This window comes from Pseudomonas sp. CAM1A, from assembly GCF_047501685.1.
Taxonomy (GTDB): Bacteria; Pseudomonadota; Gammaproteobacteria; order Pseudomonadales; family Pseudomonadaceae; genus Aquipseudomonas.
Genome location: NZ_JBFNXP010000002.1, coordinates 741,598 through 758,686, shown reverse-complemented (window position 1 = coordinate 758,686; position 17,089 = coordinate 741,598). Strand labels below are relative to the sequence as shown.

The following is a 17,089-nucleotide window of genomic DNA, read 5'->3' as shown; positions in this document are numbered from 1 at the left end:
TCGCCTGCCCGCGCGGATTCGGCGGTGAGAGGTAACTGAATACTGCCAATAAGCGCTGAAAAGGAAAATCAGAGAAACGTCCTACGCGGATTTGGGAAGCCCTGTCGACCACCCTCAATCCGTTCCTCGCTAGTGTTTCAGGTCTGCGTAACGTCGCCCGTGGCTGACTGTAATAGCCAGCCACGGGCTCGGTACTAACCCACCTGCATGAACAGCTTCGCTGAGGACATCGGATGTTCGACTTCAACAAATTGCTCGAAATCAATCGGCAAGTCTGCGAGGCCCTGGAGGCCCCCTTCCCCAATGGCCCCGCCGTTCATTGCACGCGCACCTTCACCATCCTGCCCCTGCGCTATGCAGCGGTTGGCGGCACCACCGGCCAACGCCTGCGCTTGCCCAGCCTGCCCGAACACCTGCGCCATCCCTACAGCGTTGCCACGCTCCAGCATGCCGACTATGCCATTCGGCCACTGCGCCAAGGCTTCCTGTACGTCATGGAGAAACGCAAGCGCAGCGGGCAGCACAGCTTGCACCTGCCCTATCACATTGCGGCGAACGGTTCATTGTCGCTGGTTGCCCCCGGGCAGTCCGAGCCGGACGCCACAGACGCCCACACCCTGCGCGACATGATTCGCAACACGGCCTTGGCGTTCAACGTCCATGACCTCGAAGACCTGGCTGAGCTGCGCCTGTTCTACAGCCCCGACCCGCTGACCGAAGCGGCCCAGCAGCAACTGCTGCGTCGACGCGACAGGCTGCCGGCAGTGGATGTCGCCGCCTTCACCGGCCTTGGCTGCCCGACGCCCAGGCCTTATGTGCTGCGCCATGACCAACTGGACCTGGTCGCCGATTTCGCTGCGGAAACCGACAGCTCATTGCGCAAGCTGCTGGACAACCAGCTGTTCAGTGAAACCAGCGTCCATTCGCTGACAGCGGCCCGGTACATGCTGGGCCCGGTTGCCGGCAAACCCGAGGCCCGTGGCATCGCGGTGGTGGTGGAGGATGCCATCGGCATCACCCAGCAACTCAATGCCTGGCGCAACGCGGGCATGGAGTACCTGAAGGATTGGCTGGAGGCCTCAGAGTCGGTCGCGGGAAAACCCGGCCCCAGCAACGAGCGCAAAGTGCTGGTCGCCCAGGCCTTCACCGAACTGCATCAGCAATTCAGCGAGCGCAAGGTCGCCGCGCTGGTCGACCGTCACAAAGAGGCCATGCGTGCTCACCTCGCCGGTGCCGACCAAGGCGCCAACCCGCAGATGGCCGCCTGGTGGGCGCAGGCCAAGGAAGGCATTCTCGACACCGCAGGCGCACTCAGGCGGCAGGACCTGGAGGCCCGTGCGAACAACGGCGAGTTCGCCCGGCAATTCGAAGCGCGTTACCTGCCACACGTCGACCTCAAGGCCATGCACGACCAGCTTGCCTGGTTCGAATCCCACGGCCTCGAGGCGCAGCGCCTGGCCGACGTGCGGGCCGACGACCATCTCGTCTGGCTGCAATCTGAGCAACTGCTCGCGGCCCTGGCCTACTACGACGAGAACGACCTGGGCAGCGGGCTGTGCTTCGCTCACCAGACCGGGCTCTGCGTGGTCGGCATGGAGGGCGTGCCAGCCGGGGCACGGCTGCTCGCCCAGTGGTGGCATGCCGACACGCTGACGCCCGACAACCTGGCCCTGCGTTCCTTCGTCTTCAACCAGCGCGCCATTGCCGAGGTGCTGGAGCAGACACGTCAGGCCCTGCAAGCGCTGCCGCCGGAATACGACCACTGGCAGCAGGTGGACACCTCGCTCAAGTACGCCAAGGAACTCGCCTCGCAGTTCAGCCGGGTGGACGGCCACCTGGATGCGCTGGCCCAACACAGCGCCCTCAACACCGCCGGCGCCTTGGCCTGGCTGGGCCAACTGGGGCGCCAGAGCCTGCAGGCCGGCGCCCCCGGCAACATGGATCGCCTGCTGTACCGGCGCCTGGGCACCTACCTCATCGCCTCGCTGGGCGAGCAAGCCCTCAACCTGCGCCTGAGCGAACACGCACTCGAGGGTGACACCCCCTCGCGAGGACGGGTGGCGGCCCCCATCGTCCGACGCCTTGATCGCGTCTATGTGGAGACGTTGCAGGGCGCTCACGCTCATTCGTTCTATCGGCTTCGGCTAGCCAGTGGGCTGCTCCTGCTGGAGGCGGGGCTGCTCCTGTTGCAGGGGCAGCGGGATAACAAGGACCGGCGCTTCTGGAGCGAGGTGGTGGCCGCTGGATTGGCCAGTGCGGCGGCGGGGTTCGAGCTACTGGCGGTGGGGACCGAACAGACTCTGCTGGGCGTCGGGCGGAACAGCGCGATTGCGCGGGGAGCGGACATCAGCCTGGGGCGCTATCGGCTGTGGGGGGCGGGATTGGCGACGGTGGGAGGGATGGTCAGTATTGCGTGGGACTTCTCCGACGCTAAAGCAGCAGAGGCCAGATCCAAATCAACGCTTGCAGCAGCCTACGGCCTTAGAGGAAGCGCCACCATCGCTCTACTTCTAGGGCAGGGGGGAATTGCATTTTCACAGGCGAGTGCGTTTTTTCAATGGCTATCAATGAGTGCCAATCAAACTTGGAGAAGCAGCTTATACGCTACCCTTTCCACTCTTTCCGCACGACTAGCCGCGAACCGTGCCGCCATGATATTTCTGAGCCGCTTGAACTGGATAGGCGGCGCTATTGTACTCGGTACCACTATCACCTTACTCATTATCGATGACGACGCATTGGAAAAATGGTGTAGCAAATGCTGCTTCCGCCTTAAATCACCCAATAAAGGATACGTGAAGGACGCCGAAGAGCTCGAAGCGCTGTTCAATGCTATGAGCGAGGTGATTTAATGTATTTTATTGAGTGGTTCGCATGGCTGGCCTCCATTGACCCAAAAGAAGAGCGCGAAGCCTTTGAAAAACAGAACAAGACAATCAAGAAAAGAGGGGTATACGAAAGCGAAGACGAAGAATACGTTGCAGCCGCAAAAAAATCAGTATGCGACACCCCAAAAAGCCGCGGCCCTGTCTACCTGTACAATGAGCATGTTCTCGAAATGCGCTGCGGCATGTGGGAGGATAAGCGCGGACTGATCTCTATACTTTCTTTGACGATTATAATTTCAGCAGCATTTAACTTAGGGATAGCCATTGGCGGGATAGAAAAGCTTAACCACTTAATATCTAATGGCAAGCCATATGGCGAGCAATTATTCATGACACTTTTCTTTCTTGGCATATCTTTAACCCTCGCAGTGCCTTATCTGATGTATGGCCTGCGTTTAACGCGGTTGGAAATGTTCACCTCCCGCCACTTGTTGATACGCTTCAACCGTACCACCCAACAGGTCTATCTCCATCGCCCTGTCTACTGCGGCGGGATCGTCACGCTGCCGTGGAGCGGCGTATCGTCCAGTGGTTCTGATAAAAAATATGCACCACCAGGTGGCATGGGCATGCCACTGGAACTCACTTGGTCGCCTGTGTTCACCGGCACGCTGCGTCCCGAACTGATCTGGGTAGGCAAGTCCGCGAACAACTTCACAGAGCTTCAAGCCGAATGGGAGTTTATCCGTCGTTTCATGGATGAGGGCCCGGAGGGGCTACCATCTCCCCACATCACCTCGCACTTCCCCTGGCCCTGGCAAGCCTTTACGCCTCAGTTCGAAGGCCTGACCCACTACTTCCGCAGTTCCTCGCGCGTCCTCAAATGCGGCCTGCTGCTGCTCTCTCCCGCCTTCCTGATCATCGGAACAGGCCACTGGGTGAGTCTCCTGCTGTGCTGGAAACCTCGTTGGCCAAAGATCATCCGTGAAGCCGGCCTGCCGGGGAAGCCCGTCCCGGCACTGACCACCGTTGATGATTACCCACCCCATATTCAGGAGCGGTTGCGGGAAAACGCCTACCTCTGGGCCATACGCCCAGGCAAACGACCGGAGAGGAAGCGCCGAACGTCTCCACGTCGACCCAAGAGTGAAACTCAAAAGCCAGATGCCGAGAGGGATACCACCTGTGAGGCCAAAAGTATCGACCAGCCATGAAGCTGAGATCATCCGCGAAGCCGACATTCCCAGCGGTCCGGAAACGCCTGCTCGCCAACACTGGCCTGGCACTTCGAACCCGGTAGCCGTCCGGAGAAGAAGCCGCGCCACCCCCTATACCCAAGGCAAGAAAGGAGCACACGTGATGAAACCCATCGTTCTGGTAGGTCACCAGCATGACTGCCCCCTGCATGGCGCAGGCGAGGTCGTCTCAGGTCATTCGGCCACATTGATCAATGGCAGGGCGGTTGCCTGCGTGGGCGACAGGATCAGTTGTGGGGCCGTCATCGAAACGGGGTCGGCGAACCATGCCATCGAAGGTCGGGCCGTTGCGCGCCAAGGCGATACCACCAGCCATGGCGGCACACTGGTGGAGGGCGAGATCGGCTGGATGGTGGATTAAGGCGCTCGTAAGTACAACAACCCCAAAAGCCACAACGCCGCCCAGCGCTGGGCGGCGTGCTACGGTGGATTGCCTGCAAAGGCGTTCGCAGCGCCAATACAATCCAGTATTCAGAGCACAGAAAAATGAAATAAGATAACGTTTCACTCGAAAGTCTTTCCAGCCTGCGATCACTCCTCGATGACCAACTCTCCACCCGCCCTCCCCACCCAACGCCTGCAAAGCATCGACGCCCTGCGCGGCCTGGTGATCCTGTTCATGCTGCTAGACCACGTGCGCGAAACCTTCTTCCTGCACCGCCAGGTCAGCGACCCGATGACCATCGATGCGATCGACGCCACCGAACCCGGCCTGTTCGCCAGCCGCACCCTGGCGCACCTGTGCGCGCCGGTGTTCGTGCTGCTTACCGGGCTATCGGCCTGGTTGTATGGCGAAAAGCACCAGGGCCGTGGCGATGTCTCGGTGTTCCTGTTCAAGCGCGGTCTGTTCCTGGTAGTGCTGGAATTCACCCTGGTCAACTTCGCCTGGACCTTCCAGCTGCCACCGAGCGTGATCTACCTGCAGGTGATCTGGGCCATCGGCCTGAGCATGCTCGCCCTGTCGCTGCTGGTGTGGCTGCCGCGCCCGGCGCTGCTCGCCCTCGGCGCGCTGATTGTCGCCGGTCACAACCTGCTAGATGGCCTGCACTTCGGACCTGAATCGGCGCTGCATGTGCCATGGGCGATCCTGCATGAGCGCAGTTGGCTGGAGGTGGGCGAACACCTGCGCCTGCGCACGTCCTACCCGCTGTTGCCGTGGATCGGCGTGATCGCCCTGGGCTATGGGCTCGGCCCGTGGTTCGCCCGGGGCAGCGACGCCGGCAAGCGCCAGCAGCGCCTGCTATGGGCCGGCGCCGCCTTGCTGCTGGGGTTCGGCGCGCTGCGCCTGCTCAATGGCTACGGCGAAGCCCCCTGGAGCCTCTACGCCAGCGTCGGGCAGACGCTGATGAGCTTCTTCAATATCACCAAGTATCCACCGTCGCTGCTGTTCCTGGCCCTGACCCTCGGCGTCGGCCTGCTCCTGCTGCGCGGTTTCGAGCGGGCCGGCGACGCCCGCTGGATCGGCCCGTTGGCGGTGTTTGGTGCAGCGCCGATGTTCTTCTACCTGCTGCACCTGTATGCGCTCAAGCTGCTGTACGTGGCCTGCGTGGCGCTGTTCGGCCTGAACCAGGGCCGCTATTTCGGTTTCGATGGCATCGGGGCGGTATGGCTGAGCGCCGTGCTGCTGCCGCTTGCGCTGTACCTGCCGGTGCGCTGGTTCGCCCGGCTGAAAGCGCGCCGGCGCGATATCGCCTGGCTCAAGTACCTGTAAAAGCGTTTTCACCCGACAGCCCGATGATCTACCATGCCGCCCGCCGGTTTCCACACGGAATCAAAAGGGAATCCCGGGCTCGCCACTGGCGATCCAAAGGGAACTGCCCCCGCAACTGTAGGTGCCGAGCCTGCGCCATCGATGCCACTGGGTCTGCCGACCCGGGAAGGCTGGCGCCGGCCTGGACGCACCAGTCAGGAGACCTGCCGGCACGCATTCACCAACCGGCGGGGTGTCCGGGATGGTCATCCGCCCCTGGCCGCGTGCTTGCGCAGGCTGCCGGGCGATGCCTGTCCGTGGGCCATTCCGTGCACCACCCAGGAGATCGCCTCACCATGCCGCACCGCCTTGCCGCCCTCCTCGCCGGCCTGTCCCTGTCGGGCCTGGCCCACGCCAGCGCCACCCAGTACCCGCTGACCGTCGACAACTGCGGCATGCCGCAGACCTTCACCCAGGCCCCGCAACGGGCGGTGACCGTCGGCCAGGCCGGTACCGAGTTGCTTTATGCCCTGGGCCTGGGTGAGCGGCTGGCGGGCACCTCGCTGTGGTTCAACAACGTGCTGCCGGAGTTCAAGGCGCAGAACGACAAGGTCCCGCGCCTGGCTGACAACGAACCGAGCTTCGAGGCGGTGGTTGGCAAGCGTCCGCAACTGGTGACGGCGCAGTTCGAGTGGATGATCGGCGCCCAGGGCGCGGTCGGCACCCGCGAGCAGTTCCAGGAGCTGGGCATCCCCACCTACCTGCTGCCCTCGGACTGCGAGGGCAAGGACAACCTGGTGGGCGCCGACGGCACCCGCCTGCAGCCGTTCAAGGTGCAGAGCATCTACAAGAGCGTCAGCCAGCTGGCGGAGATCTTCGACGTGCAGGAGCGTGGCGCGCGCCTGAATGCCGAGCTTCAGGGCCAGCTGGAACAGGCCAGGCAGCGCCTGGCCGGCCAGGACCTGGCGCACACCAGCGCGCTGTTCTGGTTCTCCAGTGCCGACCTCAAGACCGACCCCTATGTCGCCGGCCGCCAGGGTGTGGCCGACTACATGCTGCAGACCCTCGGCGTGCGCAACGTGGTCGAGTCCAGCGAAGAATGGCCTACTGTGGGCTGGGAAACCCTGGTCAAAGCCAACCCCACCTGGCTGATCGTCGCGCGCATGGACCGCCGTCGCTACCCGGCCGACGACTACCAGAAAAAACTCGACTTCCTGAGCAGCGACCCGGTCACGCGCAACATGGACGCGGTCAAGCACGGCCGCATCATCGTCCTCGATGCCGACGCCATGCAGGCCGGCATCCGTCTGTTCCGTGGCCTGGACGTGCTCTCCAGCGCCTTCGCCAGCGGTAAAGCACCCCAGCCATGAGCCGCCTGCTGCCCATCAGCCTCTTTGCTTTGCTCGCCCTGTGCCTGGCCATGCTTGCCGGGATTGCCATCGGCGAGACCCGTGTCAGCGCCGAAGCGATCTGGCAAGTGCTGGCCAACCAGCTGTGGCAGGCCGGCCATGCCGTCGACCCGATCGACGCCGGCATCGTCTGGAACTACCGCCTGCCGCGCACCCTGGTCGCCGCCGCCTGCGGCGCGGGGCTGGCGACCTGCGGGGTGATCCTCCAGGCGCTGCTGCGCAACCCGCTGGCCGAGCCGTACCTGCTGGGCCTGTCTGCCGGCGCCTCGACCGGCGCCGTGGCGGTGGGGTTGTTCGGCCTGGGCGGCGCGGCGCTATCGCTGTCGGGTGGTGCTTTCATCGGCGCGCTGGCCGCGTTCGCCCTGGTGCTGCTGCTGTCGCGCGCCAGTGGCAGCCGCCATGACAACGCCCAGGTGATCCTCGCCGGCATCGCCGGCTCGCAGCTGTTCAACGCCCTCACCGCCTTCCTCATCACCAAGTCGGCCACCGCCGAGCAGGCCCGCGGCATCCTGTTCTGGCTACTGGGCAACCTCAGCGGCGTGCGCTGGCCGTCGGTGTGGCTGGCGCTGCCGGTCGCCCTGTTCGGCCTCGCGATCTGCCTGTGGCAGCGCCGGGCACTGGACGCCTTCACCTTCGGCGCCGACTCGGCGGCCTCGCTGGGCGTACCGGTGCGCCGCACACAGCTGCTGCTGATCAGCTGCGCGGCGCTGGTCACCGCGGTGATGGTGTCCATCGTCGGCGCCATCGGCTTCGTCGGCCTGGTCATCCCCCATGCCCTGCGCCTGCTGCTCGGCCCCGGGCACAGCCGCCTGCTGCCGGCCAGCGCCCTGGGCGGTGCGCTGTTCCTGATCATCGCCGACATCCTCTCGCGTACCCTGATCGCCGGCCAGGTGATCCCGGTGGGCGTGGTCACAGCCTTGATCGGCGCACCGGTGTTCGCGCTGATCCTGATCAGCCGTCGGGGGCGCCCATGACCGTGATGACCGCCATCGCCGACGCGCCGCTCACCTGCCAAGGGCTCGGCCTGCGCCTGGGCGGACGCGACGTGCTGCAGGGTGTCGACCTGAACGTGATGCCCGGCGAAACCCTCGGTGTGGTCGGCCCCAACGGCTCGGGCAAGTCCACCCTGCTCAAGCTGCTCGCCGGCCTGCGCACGCCCAGCAGTGGCAGCGTGCGTCTGCTCGGCGAAGCGCTGGAACGCATGCCACGCCGGCATATCGCCCAGCGCCTGGCCCTGGTCGAGCAACAGGCCGACACCCTGGACGCCATCAGTGTGTACGACGCCGTCGCCCTGGGCCGCACGCCCTGGCTCTCGGCCCTGGCACCGTTCAGCAACGATGACCGCGCCATCGTCGAACAGGCGCTGGCCGACGCCGACGCCAGCCACCTGCGCCGACGGCTATGGGGCGAACTGTCAGGCGGCGAACGCCAGCGCGTGCATATCGCCCGGGCGCTGGCGCAACGGCCGCAGGTGCTGTTGCTGGATGAGCCGACCAATCATCTTGATATCCAGCATCAGCTCGGCTTGCTGCGCCAGGTGCAGGCGCTGCCGGTGACGACGCTGGTGGCGCTGCATGATCTCAACCAGGCATTGACTTGCGATCGGCTGGCCGTGCTCGATCAGGGGCGGTTGGTTGCGCTAGGCAAGCCGGAGGCGGTGTTGACGCCGGAGCGGTTGTTGGGGACGTTTGGGGTGCAGGGGCACTACCTGGTCGATCCGTATGATGGGGCGCGAGTGTTGCGGTTTCGTTCTAGTTGAACGGAAGCGGTTCATCACCATTATGTATCTTCATCACCATACCTATCAAAATCAGTGTTACCCTGTGCTAAAGCCAAGTATTAAACCAAAAAAAACTTGCACAATAATTTATAGACAAACCCATTTCAAGACAACAAAACGCCCTGCCACTCAACATGCTAAAGCTCGAAAAACAAATCACCCAAATTATAGAGTAGTTCCGATCAAGCATAGAAAAACGGACAAGGCGGAGCACTTCATCTTCTTAAATTAAAAAACAAGAAGCTGTTTACACAGCCTCTTGATTAGAGCTCAACATCAGATTAGAGCATCCAACAGCTCGCTCGAGAATTCATCCGCCACATCCGAATTAAGCCGCACCCACAACCTAAAAAAAGACTCAATTACAGTTGCAAGATCTCGATCCATGTAATTAGCAACCTCTGAGAAGTAGTCATGGTGATCTACGCCTCTAGCACTATCCAAGGCTCTAGAGATAAGTCCCTCAGGGACTCCGAGAGCTACAGAGAGCTGATCTAGCGGTAGAGTATCAGCCTCACTTATAAGGAGCTCTTCAGGGCTAACATCACCCGGCAAGAAGCATTTATTTTTGATGTTAGAAATTTTCAGCTCTTTTTCACGACTGCGACAATCGCCATCAAAAACGCCTACAAAACCAAAATAATCAAAGTTCGATGGCAGCCTCGATAGAACCTCGCTTATTTTAGAATCGCCATCGCACACATGAAAGGAAAAACTCTCCGCAACATGCAATGAAGAACCTCTGATAAGCTCCTTTGCAAAGACGCAAGCGCACGGATCCTCTACGAATAAAACCCCTCGTTTAGGAGGATTCAAACCTAACACCCGCAACACCATAGAATCGTTCTCTGGCGGACTGGCATGAATTCCTGCACGATCCCTAGAAAGAATGGCTATATGAGAGCGAGGAATACGCTTCAATACATGCTCGGAGTGAGATGACAAAACACAAGAAATTCCAGTCTTACTCACCAACCTGGCTAGAATATTTGCCAGCTTATTTTGGGCATTTGGCGGCAAAAAACTTTCTGGCTCTTCAATGAAAAGCAGGTGCTTTACATTAGGAACACTGGAAATTTCCAGCAACTCTGCAAGCCAGCAGAAATAAAATAAAGATAGCTCCCCAAGCCCCATGCTAGTAGAGTCGTAGCTAAGGCTCTCGGTCTCAACCCTAAAAAAAGGAAGACTTGGAAAGCTTTCAAATTCCTCTTCTATATTTGTGATCTTAATAGCTCTATAGGTATTTCCAGTAGCGTAATTCACCGCCATTAGAAACTGCTCGCTTGCGTTCGTCTCCTCAAAACTTTCCAAAATTTCAGAAAAGTTCTCCTGCGATATCAAATCCTGGACTAAAGGAATGAGAACACATGGATCAAACATCATCCCAGTCAACTCTGGATCCGCGCCCCCAGCCTCCCCAAGTCTAGATACGACAGCCCCATCCTTCACCAAGAGAACAGCTTCAGTCTGCTCCACTAATGGCAGCTTAAATTTCGACCTATTGCTTTCCTCCTTATGAAAAGCATTGAATAACAGTCGAATAAAATTGCTTTTACCTACGCCATTTTTCCCTGCCACTGCGAAAATCCCAGGCGGAATATCTATATCAATACCAGAAAAACTACCGACACCTTCGGTCCTTGCTTGGCAAAGAGAGATTTGATAATTACGTCGAAAAACGGTTTTCCAGTAATCGGTAGCCCTAGCTGCGCGCATATTCATAGCTCGATATCACCCCAGGCGACCTTCTGGGATAGTTTTGTGAGATTTCTTTCAACCTCATCCAAGTCGGCTCTCGAGGAGATATAATGAAAGTATCTTTTCACATCTGAATATTGAGCTATATCATCACCACAGTCGGTGTAACACAAATAAAGCCCGAACAGTATTATATCACGAAGAATAACCGACGAAGTGTCCGACACTCGGGAGCTCGCGCGATCCTGATATATACCAATACATACATTTAAAAATTCAGTCGTCAGACCACGAGGAACCAACACCGTGCTCTTGCTTGAGTACTTGTCTTTGAAAGACTCAAACCAATCCATGTATGCCTCTATCGACCCATCGATTCCATCTCTACGAGCTCGGCAAATAAATACAATCCAACTGAACAAGGTTGCCTTGTTTAGCTTAGTCTTTTCCACTCGCGACAGAGCAGAGCCAATAATTTCGGAAAGAGCACCTTTCACATATTCAAGATGGCGCGCAGAAAAACCGGTAGCATCTCTATACCTGGTCGTAACCGACCCAGCAGTTACTTTTTTATTAAGGGATTTATTCTCCAAAGCCAGAAAAGTCTTTGCCAGCACATCATCATATGCCATACGAGAATTTGAAAACCCTATGGTTTCAGTGGTAAAACCACTATCCGCCATCCACTCAGCAAGATCTTTTACCTGTTGTCTTGCCTCTCCAAAAAATGCATTACGCTGCTCTGCAGATGTCAAATTTGTCGGCTGATTCAACCTGTAAAATAACTCTCCAGGCTCGCCAGGCTTGTAGTTAGATACGGTCAAAACACGAATCGTGAAATCTTCAATTCTGGACTGAATATTTGAAGGCAGGTCCTTCCAATACATATCATCCAAACTGGAGACTTCAGCATCCTTCGGATCTTGGCTGCCATTAATTGGAAATTCATTCTTAATGAAATCCCTGATAGCAGCCAAGCGCTGCTGACCATCTAAGACCTCTTGCTTTTCAGATAGAGGCGCCTGGATAACATGTATCGGCGGAATATGCCACCCCCTGATAATGCTATCAATCAACTTCTGTTTCTTTTGCTTACTCCAGACTTCACCGCGCTGAAAGTTCGGCTGAAGATCGAGTCTATTTTGCTCAATCTTCCTAACCAAAGTAGCAATATCTGGATCCGAACCGGTTAACTGCATCGTAACTCCATCAATTTTTATCTTTTAAACACTTTATGCGGGTATATATCTTTAATCTACTTTCCCGCAAGCCATCAAAACGCCACCTTACCATCGTGCACGAGCAACCGCCAGAGGTCTGATTTGTCTTAGAGAGTACTAATGAGCCTCAACATATGCTTGACTAAGAAATCTTTCTTGATCTCGAGTAATCACCTAGTTACCATCTGCTAGTCGTTGTCAGTCCAACGATCGGGTTTAGCAGCCCGTCCAATGATCAAGGTGCACACAGCGCTCCTATCTCGTTCAAGTCTCGATCTCGCATCGCGGTTTGTCTCGTGTTATGGCGGTTGTGCGCGGGGCGCCTTCGTGCGCGCCGGGTTCCTTGATCCCTGGTCTGCTAACCCGCGTACAGCTGCCACCCTTTCGTTTAGCAGCGATGCGTGGCAGCGCCATTGATCAAGGAGCTTCTTATGACCAAGGGAATACCCGACCCACCCTGCTGTGCCACCTACACCTTCGGCACCTGTAACAACCATCACGCCCCACTCTTCACCGTCCGTCCCGGCGTTTTTGCCGAGGATGCGCTGGTCCATGCCATCCAACTCGTGCAACAGGTCTACCAGGCCACAACCCTGTCTCGTGAAGAGGTGCAGGGCGATGCCCGGCGGATGCTGGGCGGCGCGCAGTTGTCGTTGGAAATGATCGAGGCCTTGTTGAACAAGGTGCTGGATGGGCTGGTGCTGTTGCCGACCAATCCGCCTGCGCCTGATCGGCCAGGGCGACTGGAAAAACCGATCAGACGAGAGGATTTCAGCTAGGAGTGGGATACGTGTCTGGCTGGCAGGTCTGTCGCCAGACGCTTTGAAGTGACTGCTTCAAGGTTTGGTGATTAGGTTTTTCATAGCTCCCAGGGGAGCTGCGTCGGGCCTGAGGTGATAGAGCCTCGCCGGCAAGCCTCCCACAGGTGTTCGCTCATGTTTTGCAACTGCATGGCACCGGCTACGCCGGTGATCGCGGGGCAAGCCCGCTCCCACGCTGGTCATGGCGACAACCTGACAACTGGGCGATCACCTGCAGTTGGGCGAAGGATCTCGGTTGGGTGCATCAGGTCAAATGCCCCTCCCGCGATAGTTTCCACACCTGCATCTCCTGCGGTGTCAGGCTCGCCAACACCTGCATGAAGGTTTCGGTCAGCTCGCTGCTGACATTACCGTGGGCCTGGTAGTTGCTCAGCAGATAGCGCTTTACCGTATTCGGCCAGTTGTTCGCCAGATGGGCGGCCTTGATGATGCCCTTGGCGTCCTGGTAGTTGGCGGCGGGCTTGACCTGGGTCAGCCGGCGCTCGAAGTGGCCGAAGCTCCAGTCATCCTCGCGAGCCTCGAACTCGTCCAGCAGTTTCACCTTGTACAACGCAAGCTCGGGCATGCGTGATCTCCTTGTGATGGGGTGGAAGGAGACGGTAGGCCAATACGGCAGGAATGGAAATGAACGCGGTGTTGAGGATGGTGGGTGTCGATTGGGACGGTCTGTCAGACGCCGGCTGCAGGGGCCGGTAGCAAGAGCTACCGCGCGGACAACGCAACCGGGCGCTCGCCCAGTTTCTGCGCCAGCCTCAACAGGTAGCCATCCGGGTCCTGGACCAGGAACTGGCGCAACCCCACTTCGACGGCATCTGCGCGATACCAGACCTCCTCGCACGCCTGGAACAACGGCCAGCGACGGCGCTCCAGCCGTTCGAGCAGCGGCGCGACAGTGGCGACATCGATCTGCAGGTTGATTCCCCGCCCGAAGGGTTTTTCCAGCGGCCCGGTAAGCCAGTGATCATCGGCATCAAGCTGTTCGAGCATCACCTGCGCGCCGTGCAGGTCGAGGTAGGCGAAACGCTGCTCCGGGCGTTGATAGGCAATCTCGAAGCCCAGCAGCGACACCCAGAAATCCAGGCTGCTGTCGAGGTCGCTGACGATCAGTTCGGGCACCATCCTGTTGCGCTGAAGCATACGGGTCGTCCTTGAGGGGCAGGGGCAAGCGGACGACATGATAACGCTTACCCCAACTTCCACCAGCGTGGCTGGCAAGCACGAAACGAATGCGATATGGCCCGTAGGGCCTGGCCACCTTGGCAGCCGCCTTAGTGGGCATAGGGCGCCGTAAAAGTGTTACGCCGTATGGCATCCTGGCCTGCGGCCCCGCGCCACTGCTAAAGTGCGCGCCGCGGCCCTTCCGGCCCCAGCAATGATGGAAACCTGCCGATGGAAAGAATGATCCAGTTCGTGGCGGTGGTGGTGGTCTGCACCAGCATCGGCATCGCCTGCGAGCACTACGAAGTGAACCGCTACCTGAAATGGCTGCTGATGGCCCTGCCGGCGATTGTCTGGGTGCGCCTGCGCAATCCGTTGCAACGCTGAATTTGCGCATGGGTTTGCAGTAAACTCGCAGGCCTTACCGTGCCCAAGGCTGCCCCATGTCCCGCCTGACCCGCCTGCTGTTGCCCGTACTGCTGCTCGGCGCCCTCGCCGCCTGCGACCAGAAGCCCAGCCGCGAGGAACAGATCCTCGCCAACCTGCCCTTGCAGGAAGCCTACGACCACAACATCGAACGCATGGCCGGGCTGCTGGCCATGACCCACGCGCAGGTGCCCCAGGACAAGATCAAGGAGGTGCTGCGCAAGCACCTCACTGTCGAGGATCAACGCCAGGACCTGTTCAAGCTGTACAGCGAGGAGCACTTCGACGACGCCGAATTCGCCAGCATCGTCCAGGCCACCCGTGATCCGGCCAAGGCCAGGGAACTGGGCCAGAGCGACGAGGGCAAGCGCCTGAGCGAGAAGCTCACCCGGCTGATGCGCGAGAGCGCCAGCGATCCCCAGGTCCAGGCCCTGGCGCAGGCGCGCATGCAGCAGGTCGAGGATGACCTGCAAGCACTGCAACAGGCCGCGCCCTGACCCTGGAGAGCACAGCAATCACGGCAAAGTCCGTGATTGCTGTGAGAAACTGGAGCGCCCTCCGTCAGTCAACCCTGCAAATGCCTGCCTGCATGGTTCACCTCGCGCCTAGCGCGTAAGGTGAGGTACCTGCTGCATCCCATGAGGCCAAGGATTGCAATACATGCCACCCCCCGCTCGGCGCCCCGACCTGCGCACACTCATACTCGTGCTCTGCGCCATCACCGCGTTGGTGATGCTGCTGGCCAGTTACTTCGCCAGCTACCGGGTGCAACGCCAACTGCTTATCGACAGCGCCCTGGAAGCCAACCGGGCGTACGCCGCCAAAGTGGCCGCCGTCACCGAGAACACCCTCGGCAACGCCCTGCAGCAACTGGCCTACAGCGCCAGCCAATGTGCCCGGCACCCCGATGACGATAGCCTGGTACAGGCTGAGATCGACCGTCTGCAACAGCAAAGCAACCTGTTCAACTCCACCTTGCGGGTCAACGCCCAAGGTGTGGTGCGTACGCTTGCGCCAGCGCCGCTGCAACACCTGGCCGGCACCCAGGCCAGCTCGGATGCATCCCGGCAAGCCTTGCGCGAGCGCCGCACGCTGGTGTCCACGCCCTTCCTGTCGGCGGCCGGCAACCTGCTGGTGATCATGTCGCAGCCGATCTTCGACGCAGGCGGGCGCTACCAGGGCTATATCGGCGGCAGCCTGTACCTGCGTGAACGCAACCTGCTCAACAGCCTGCTGGGCACGCACTTCTACCAGAACGGCGCCTACCTCTACGTGGTCGATCGCAACCGTCGACTGCTGTTCCACCCCGACAGCCAGCGGGTCGGCACCCTGGTGGGCGACAACCCATTGGTCGACGACCTGCCTGGCCTGGACCAAGGCACCCGGCGGCTGGTCAACAGTCAGGGCGTGGAGATGCTTGCCGGTTTCGCCACGGTGCCCAGCACCGGCTGGGCCATCGTTTCCCAGCAACCGCTGCAACAGACCGTGGCACCGCTGCGCCACCTGATCCTCAATGTCATCGCCATTTCCGCGCCGCTGGCCCTGCTCGGCTGCCTGCTGCTGTGCTGGCTGACGCAAGTCATCGCCCATCCGCTCAGGCAACTGGCCACGGTCGCCCGGGGCCCGGGCGAGCAGCAGACCACCGAGCGCATCCACCAGGTCCGCGCCTGGTACGCCGAGGCCGCAGAGCTCAAGCGCGCCCTGCTGTTCGGCCTGAACCTGTTGCAGGAGCGCATCGGCCGGCTCAACCACGACGCCCAGACCGACCCGCTCACCGGGCTGTTCAATCGCCGCGGCCTGCAGCAAGCACTGCGTCTGCTGCAGGCCGAGAAACGTGGCTTCGCCGTGGTGGTGCTGGACATCGACCATTTCAAGCGGATCAACGACAACCATGGCCATGACATTGGCGACCTGGTCCTGCAGCGTCTGGCAGGCCTGATGCGTGGCACCTGCCGTGAGGGCGATCTGCTGTGTCGCACCGGCGGCGAGGAGTTCCTGATGCTCCTGCCGGGCGCCGAGCTGGAAGTGGCGACCGCCATCGCCGGCCACCTGCGCCTGACCGTGGAACACACTGCTATCGAGCCAATCGGTGGGATCACGCTGTCACTGGGCGTGGCCAGCTGGCAGCCCCAGGCGGGTGACGAACCTGCGGATACCCTGCGCAAGGCTGACCAGGCGCTGTACCGGGCCAAGCAGAAGGGCCGCAACCGCGTGTGTATCGATAGTCAGGCCTGATGGAGAGTGAGGGGAAGCCTTCCTGAAGAATCAGGCGCCAGCCACGTTAAGCTACTGCCCCTTTTCAAACCGGTACACGCAGGTACCGGTGTTTGCCTCAAAGGACGTTCCCGTGTCGAAGATCCAGCGTTTCACCCTCCTCCCCCTGGCAGCGCTTGGCCTGCTCACCCTCGTGGCCTGCAGCGCCAACCCCGAGGCCAGGGCAAAAGTCGACCCCGCCGCCCTGGCCGGTTTCACGGCGGCCATGCAGAGCGCGCTCATCAACCGCATCGATGCCGCCAACCAAGGCACACTGGTTGGCGTGGTCACGCTCAAGCTCACCCTGGACCGCAACAACCGCCCCATCGCCTGCAAGGCTATGCGCAGCTCGCCCGCCCATGAACGGCTGCTGCCCATCTGGGCCAATGCCTCTCCCCTCAGCCAATTGAAGCAACTGGTTGAGCACGAATGCTGGAGAACCACCTACCCGCCCGTTCCCGACAGCCTGTTCGAAGACGGTCATGTCGATGTCATCGCGCCCCTGGTACTCATGCCTCGCCTGCCAACACCGATGCCACTGCCCTGAACC

At 60.1% G+C, this 17,089-nt stretch carries 16 protein-coding genes and 1 riboswitch; of the genes, 12 read left to right on the top strand and 4 right to left on the bottom strand.

The features are described 5' to 3' along the window. Window positions 1–233 precede the first annotated feature (233 nt). The 7 genes from ABZO33_RS07235 (at window position 234) to ABZO33_RS07205 (ending at window position 8,942) form a co-directional block, all read left to right on the top strand. Window positions 234–2,852: a T6SS effector BTH_I2691 family protein gene (locus ABZO33_RS07235; protein WP_414535447.1), complete on the top strand. Its 2,619-nt coding sequence runs from the start codon at window positions 234–236 to the stop codon at window positions 2,850–2,852. Continuing rightward, window positions 2,852–4,042, top strand: a complete 1,191-nt coding sequence (locus tag ABZO33_RS07230; protein ID WP_414535446.1) for a DUF6708 domain-containing protein — start codon at window positions 2,852–2,854, stop codon at window positions 4,040–4,042. Before ABZO33_RS07235 ends, ABZO33_RS07230 begins: the two co-directional genes overlap by 1 nt. A 145-nt stretch (window positions 4,043–4,187) precedes the next feature. Then, on the top strand, window positions 4,188–4,445 hold the full coding sequence (locus ABZO33_RS07225; RefSeq protein WP_110701691.1) for a PAAR domain-containing protein: 258 nt from the start codon (window positions 4,188–4,190) through the stop codon (window positions 4,443–4,445). A 180-nt stretch (window positions 4,446–4,625) separates the two neighbouring features. Next, window positions 4,626–5,795 (top strand): DUF1624 domain-containing protein, encoded by a 1,170-nt coding sequence (locus ABZO33_RS07220; protein ID WP_414535445.1) that lies wholly within the window; start codon window positions 4,626–4,628, stop codon window positions 5,793–5,795. A 27-nt stretch (window positions 5,796–5,822) separates the two neighbouring features. After that, a riboswitch (cobalamin riboswitch) is annotated at window positions 5,823–6,021 on the top strand. Between the two features lie 109 nt (window positions 6,022–6,130). Continuing rightward, window positions 6,131–7,144, top strand: a complete 1,014-nt coding sequence (locus tag ABZO33_RS07215; RefSeq protein WP_414535444.1) for an ABC transporter substrate-binding protein — start codon at window positions 6,131–6,133, stop codon at window positions 7,142–7,144. Beyond that, window positions 7,141–8,157, top strand: coding sequence for a FecCD family ABC transporter permease (locus tag ABZO33_RS07210; RefSeq protein WP_414535443.1), 1,017 nt, complete (start codon window positions 7,141–7,143; stop codon window positions 8,155–8,157). The genes ABZO33_RS07215 and ABZO33_RS07210 overlap by 4 nt, the downstream gene beginning before the upstream one ends. Then, window positions 8,154–8,942 (top strand): ABC transporter ATP-binding protein, encoded by a 789-nt coding sequence (locus tag ABZO33_RS07205; protein ID WP_414535442.1) that lies wholly within the window; start codon window positions 8,154–8,156, stop codon window positions 8,940–8,942. The genes ABZO33_RS07210 and ABZO33_RS07205 overlap by 4 nt, the downstream gene beginning before the upstream one ends. A gap of 297 nt (window positions 8,943–9,239) precedes the next feature. On the opposite strand, the gene ABZO33_RS07200 is transcribed toward ABZO33_RS07205, so the two are convergent. Continuing rightward, a complete protein-coding gene (locus ABZO33_RS07200; protein WP_414535441.1) occupies window positions 9,240–10,685 on the bottom strand; it encodes an ATP-dependent nuclease in 1,446 nt (481 codons plus the stop codon). Further along, a complete protein-coding gene (locus tag ABZO33_RS07195; RefSeq protein ID WP_414535440.1) occupies window positions 10,682–11,860 on the bottom strand; it encodes a DUF262 domain-containing protein in 1,179 nt (392 codons plus the stop codon). The genes ABZO33_RS07200 and ABZO33_RS07195 overlap by 4 nt, the downstream gene beginning before the upstream one ends. 452 nt (window positions 11,861–12,312) lie before the next feature. Here ABZO33_RS07195 and ABZO33_RS07190 point away from each other — a divergent pair, with 452 nt between their 5' ends. After that, on the top strand, window positions 12,313–12,660 hold the full coding sequence (locus ABZO33_RS07190) for a DUF6124 family protein (protein ID WP_414535439.1): 348 nt from the start codon (window positions 12,313–12,315) through the stop codon (window positions 12,658–12,660). Window positions 12,661–12,946: 286 nt separating this feature from the next. Here the strand turns inward: ABZO33_RS07190 and ABZO33_RS07185 are convergent, their stop codons facing one another. Continuing rightward, on the bottom strand, window positions 12,947–13,267 hold the full coding sequence (locus ABZO33_RS07185) for a hypothetical protein (RefSeq protein ID WP_414535438.1): 321 nt from the start codon (window positions 13,265–13,267) through the stop codon (window positions 12,947–12,949). 137 nt (window positions 13,268–13,404) lie between these two features. Next, the gene (locus tag ABZO33_RS07180) at window positions 13,405–13,839 is read right to left on the bottom strand and encodes a bleomycin resistance protein (RefSeq protein ID WP_414535437.1); all 435 of its coding nucleotides are present in this window, start codon (window positions 13,837–13,839) and stop codon (window positions 13,405–13,407) included. A 252-nt stretch (window positions 13,840–14,091) separates the two neighbouring features. Between ABZO33_RS07180 and ABZO33_RS07175 the strand changes: the two genes are divergently transcribed. From ABZO33_RS07175 to ABZO33_RS07160, 4 genes are all read left to right on the top strand, one after another. Next, entirely contained in the window at window positions 14,092–14,247 is a 156-nt protein-coding gene (locus ABZO33_RS07175; protein WP_156177603.1) for a hypothetical protein, read from the top strand. Between the two features lie 56 nt (window positions 14,248–14,303). Then, the gene (locus ABZO33_RS07170) at window positions 14,304–14,783 is read left to right on the top strand and encodes a hypothetical protein (RefSeq protein WP_414535436.1); all 480 of its coding nucleotides are present in this window, start codon (window positions 14,304–14,306) and stop codon (window positions 14,781–14,783) included. Window positions 14,784–14,946: 163 nt separating this feature from the next. After that, complete coding sequence (locus ABZO33_RS07165; protein ID WP_414535435.1) at window positions 14,947–16,521, top strand: diguanylate cyclase; 1,575 nt, start codon at window positions 14,947–14,949, stop codon at window positions 16,519–16,521. 112 nt (window positions 16,522–16,633) lie between these two features. After that, complete coding sequence (locus ABZO33_RS07160) at window positions 16,634–17,086, top strand: hypothetical protein (protein ID WP_414535434.1); 453 nt, start codon at window positions 16,634–16,636, stop codon at window positions 17,084–17,086. The last annotated feature ends 3 nt before the right edge of the window (window positions 17,087–17,089 follow it).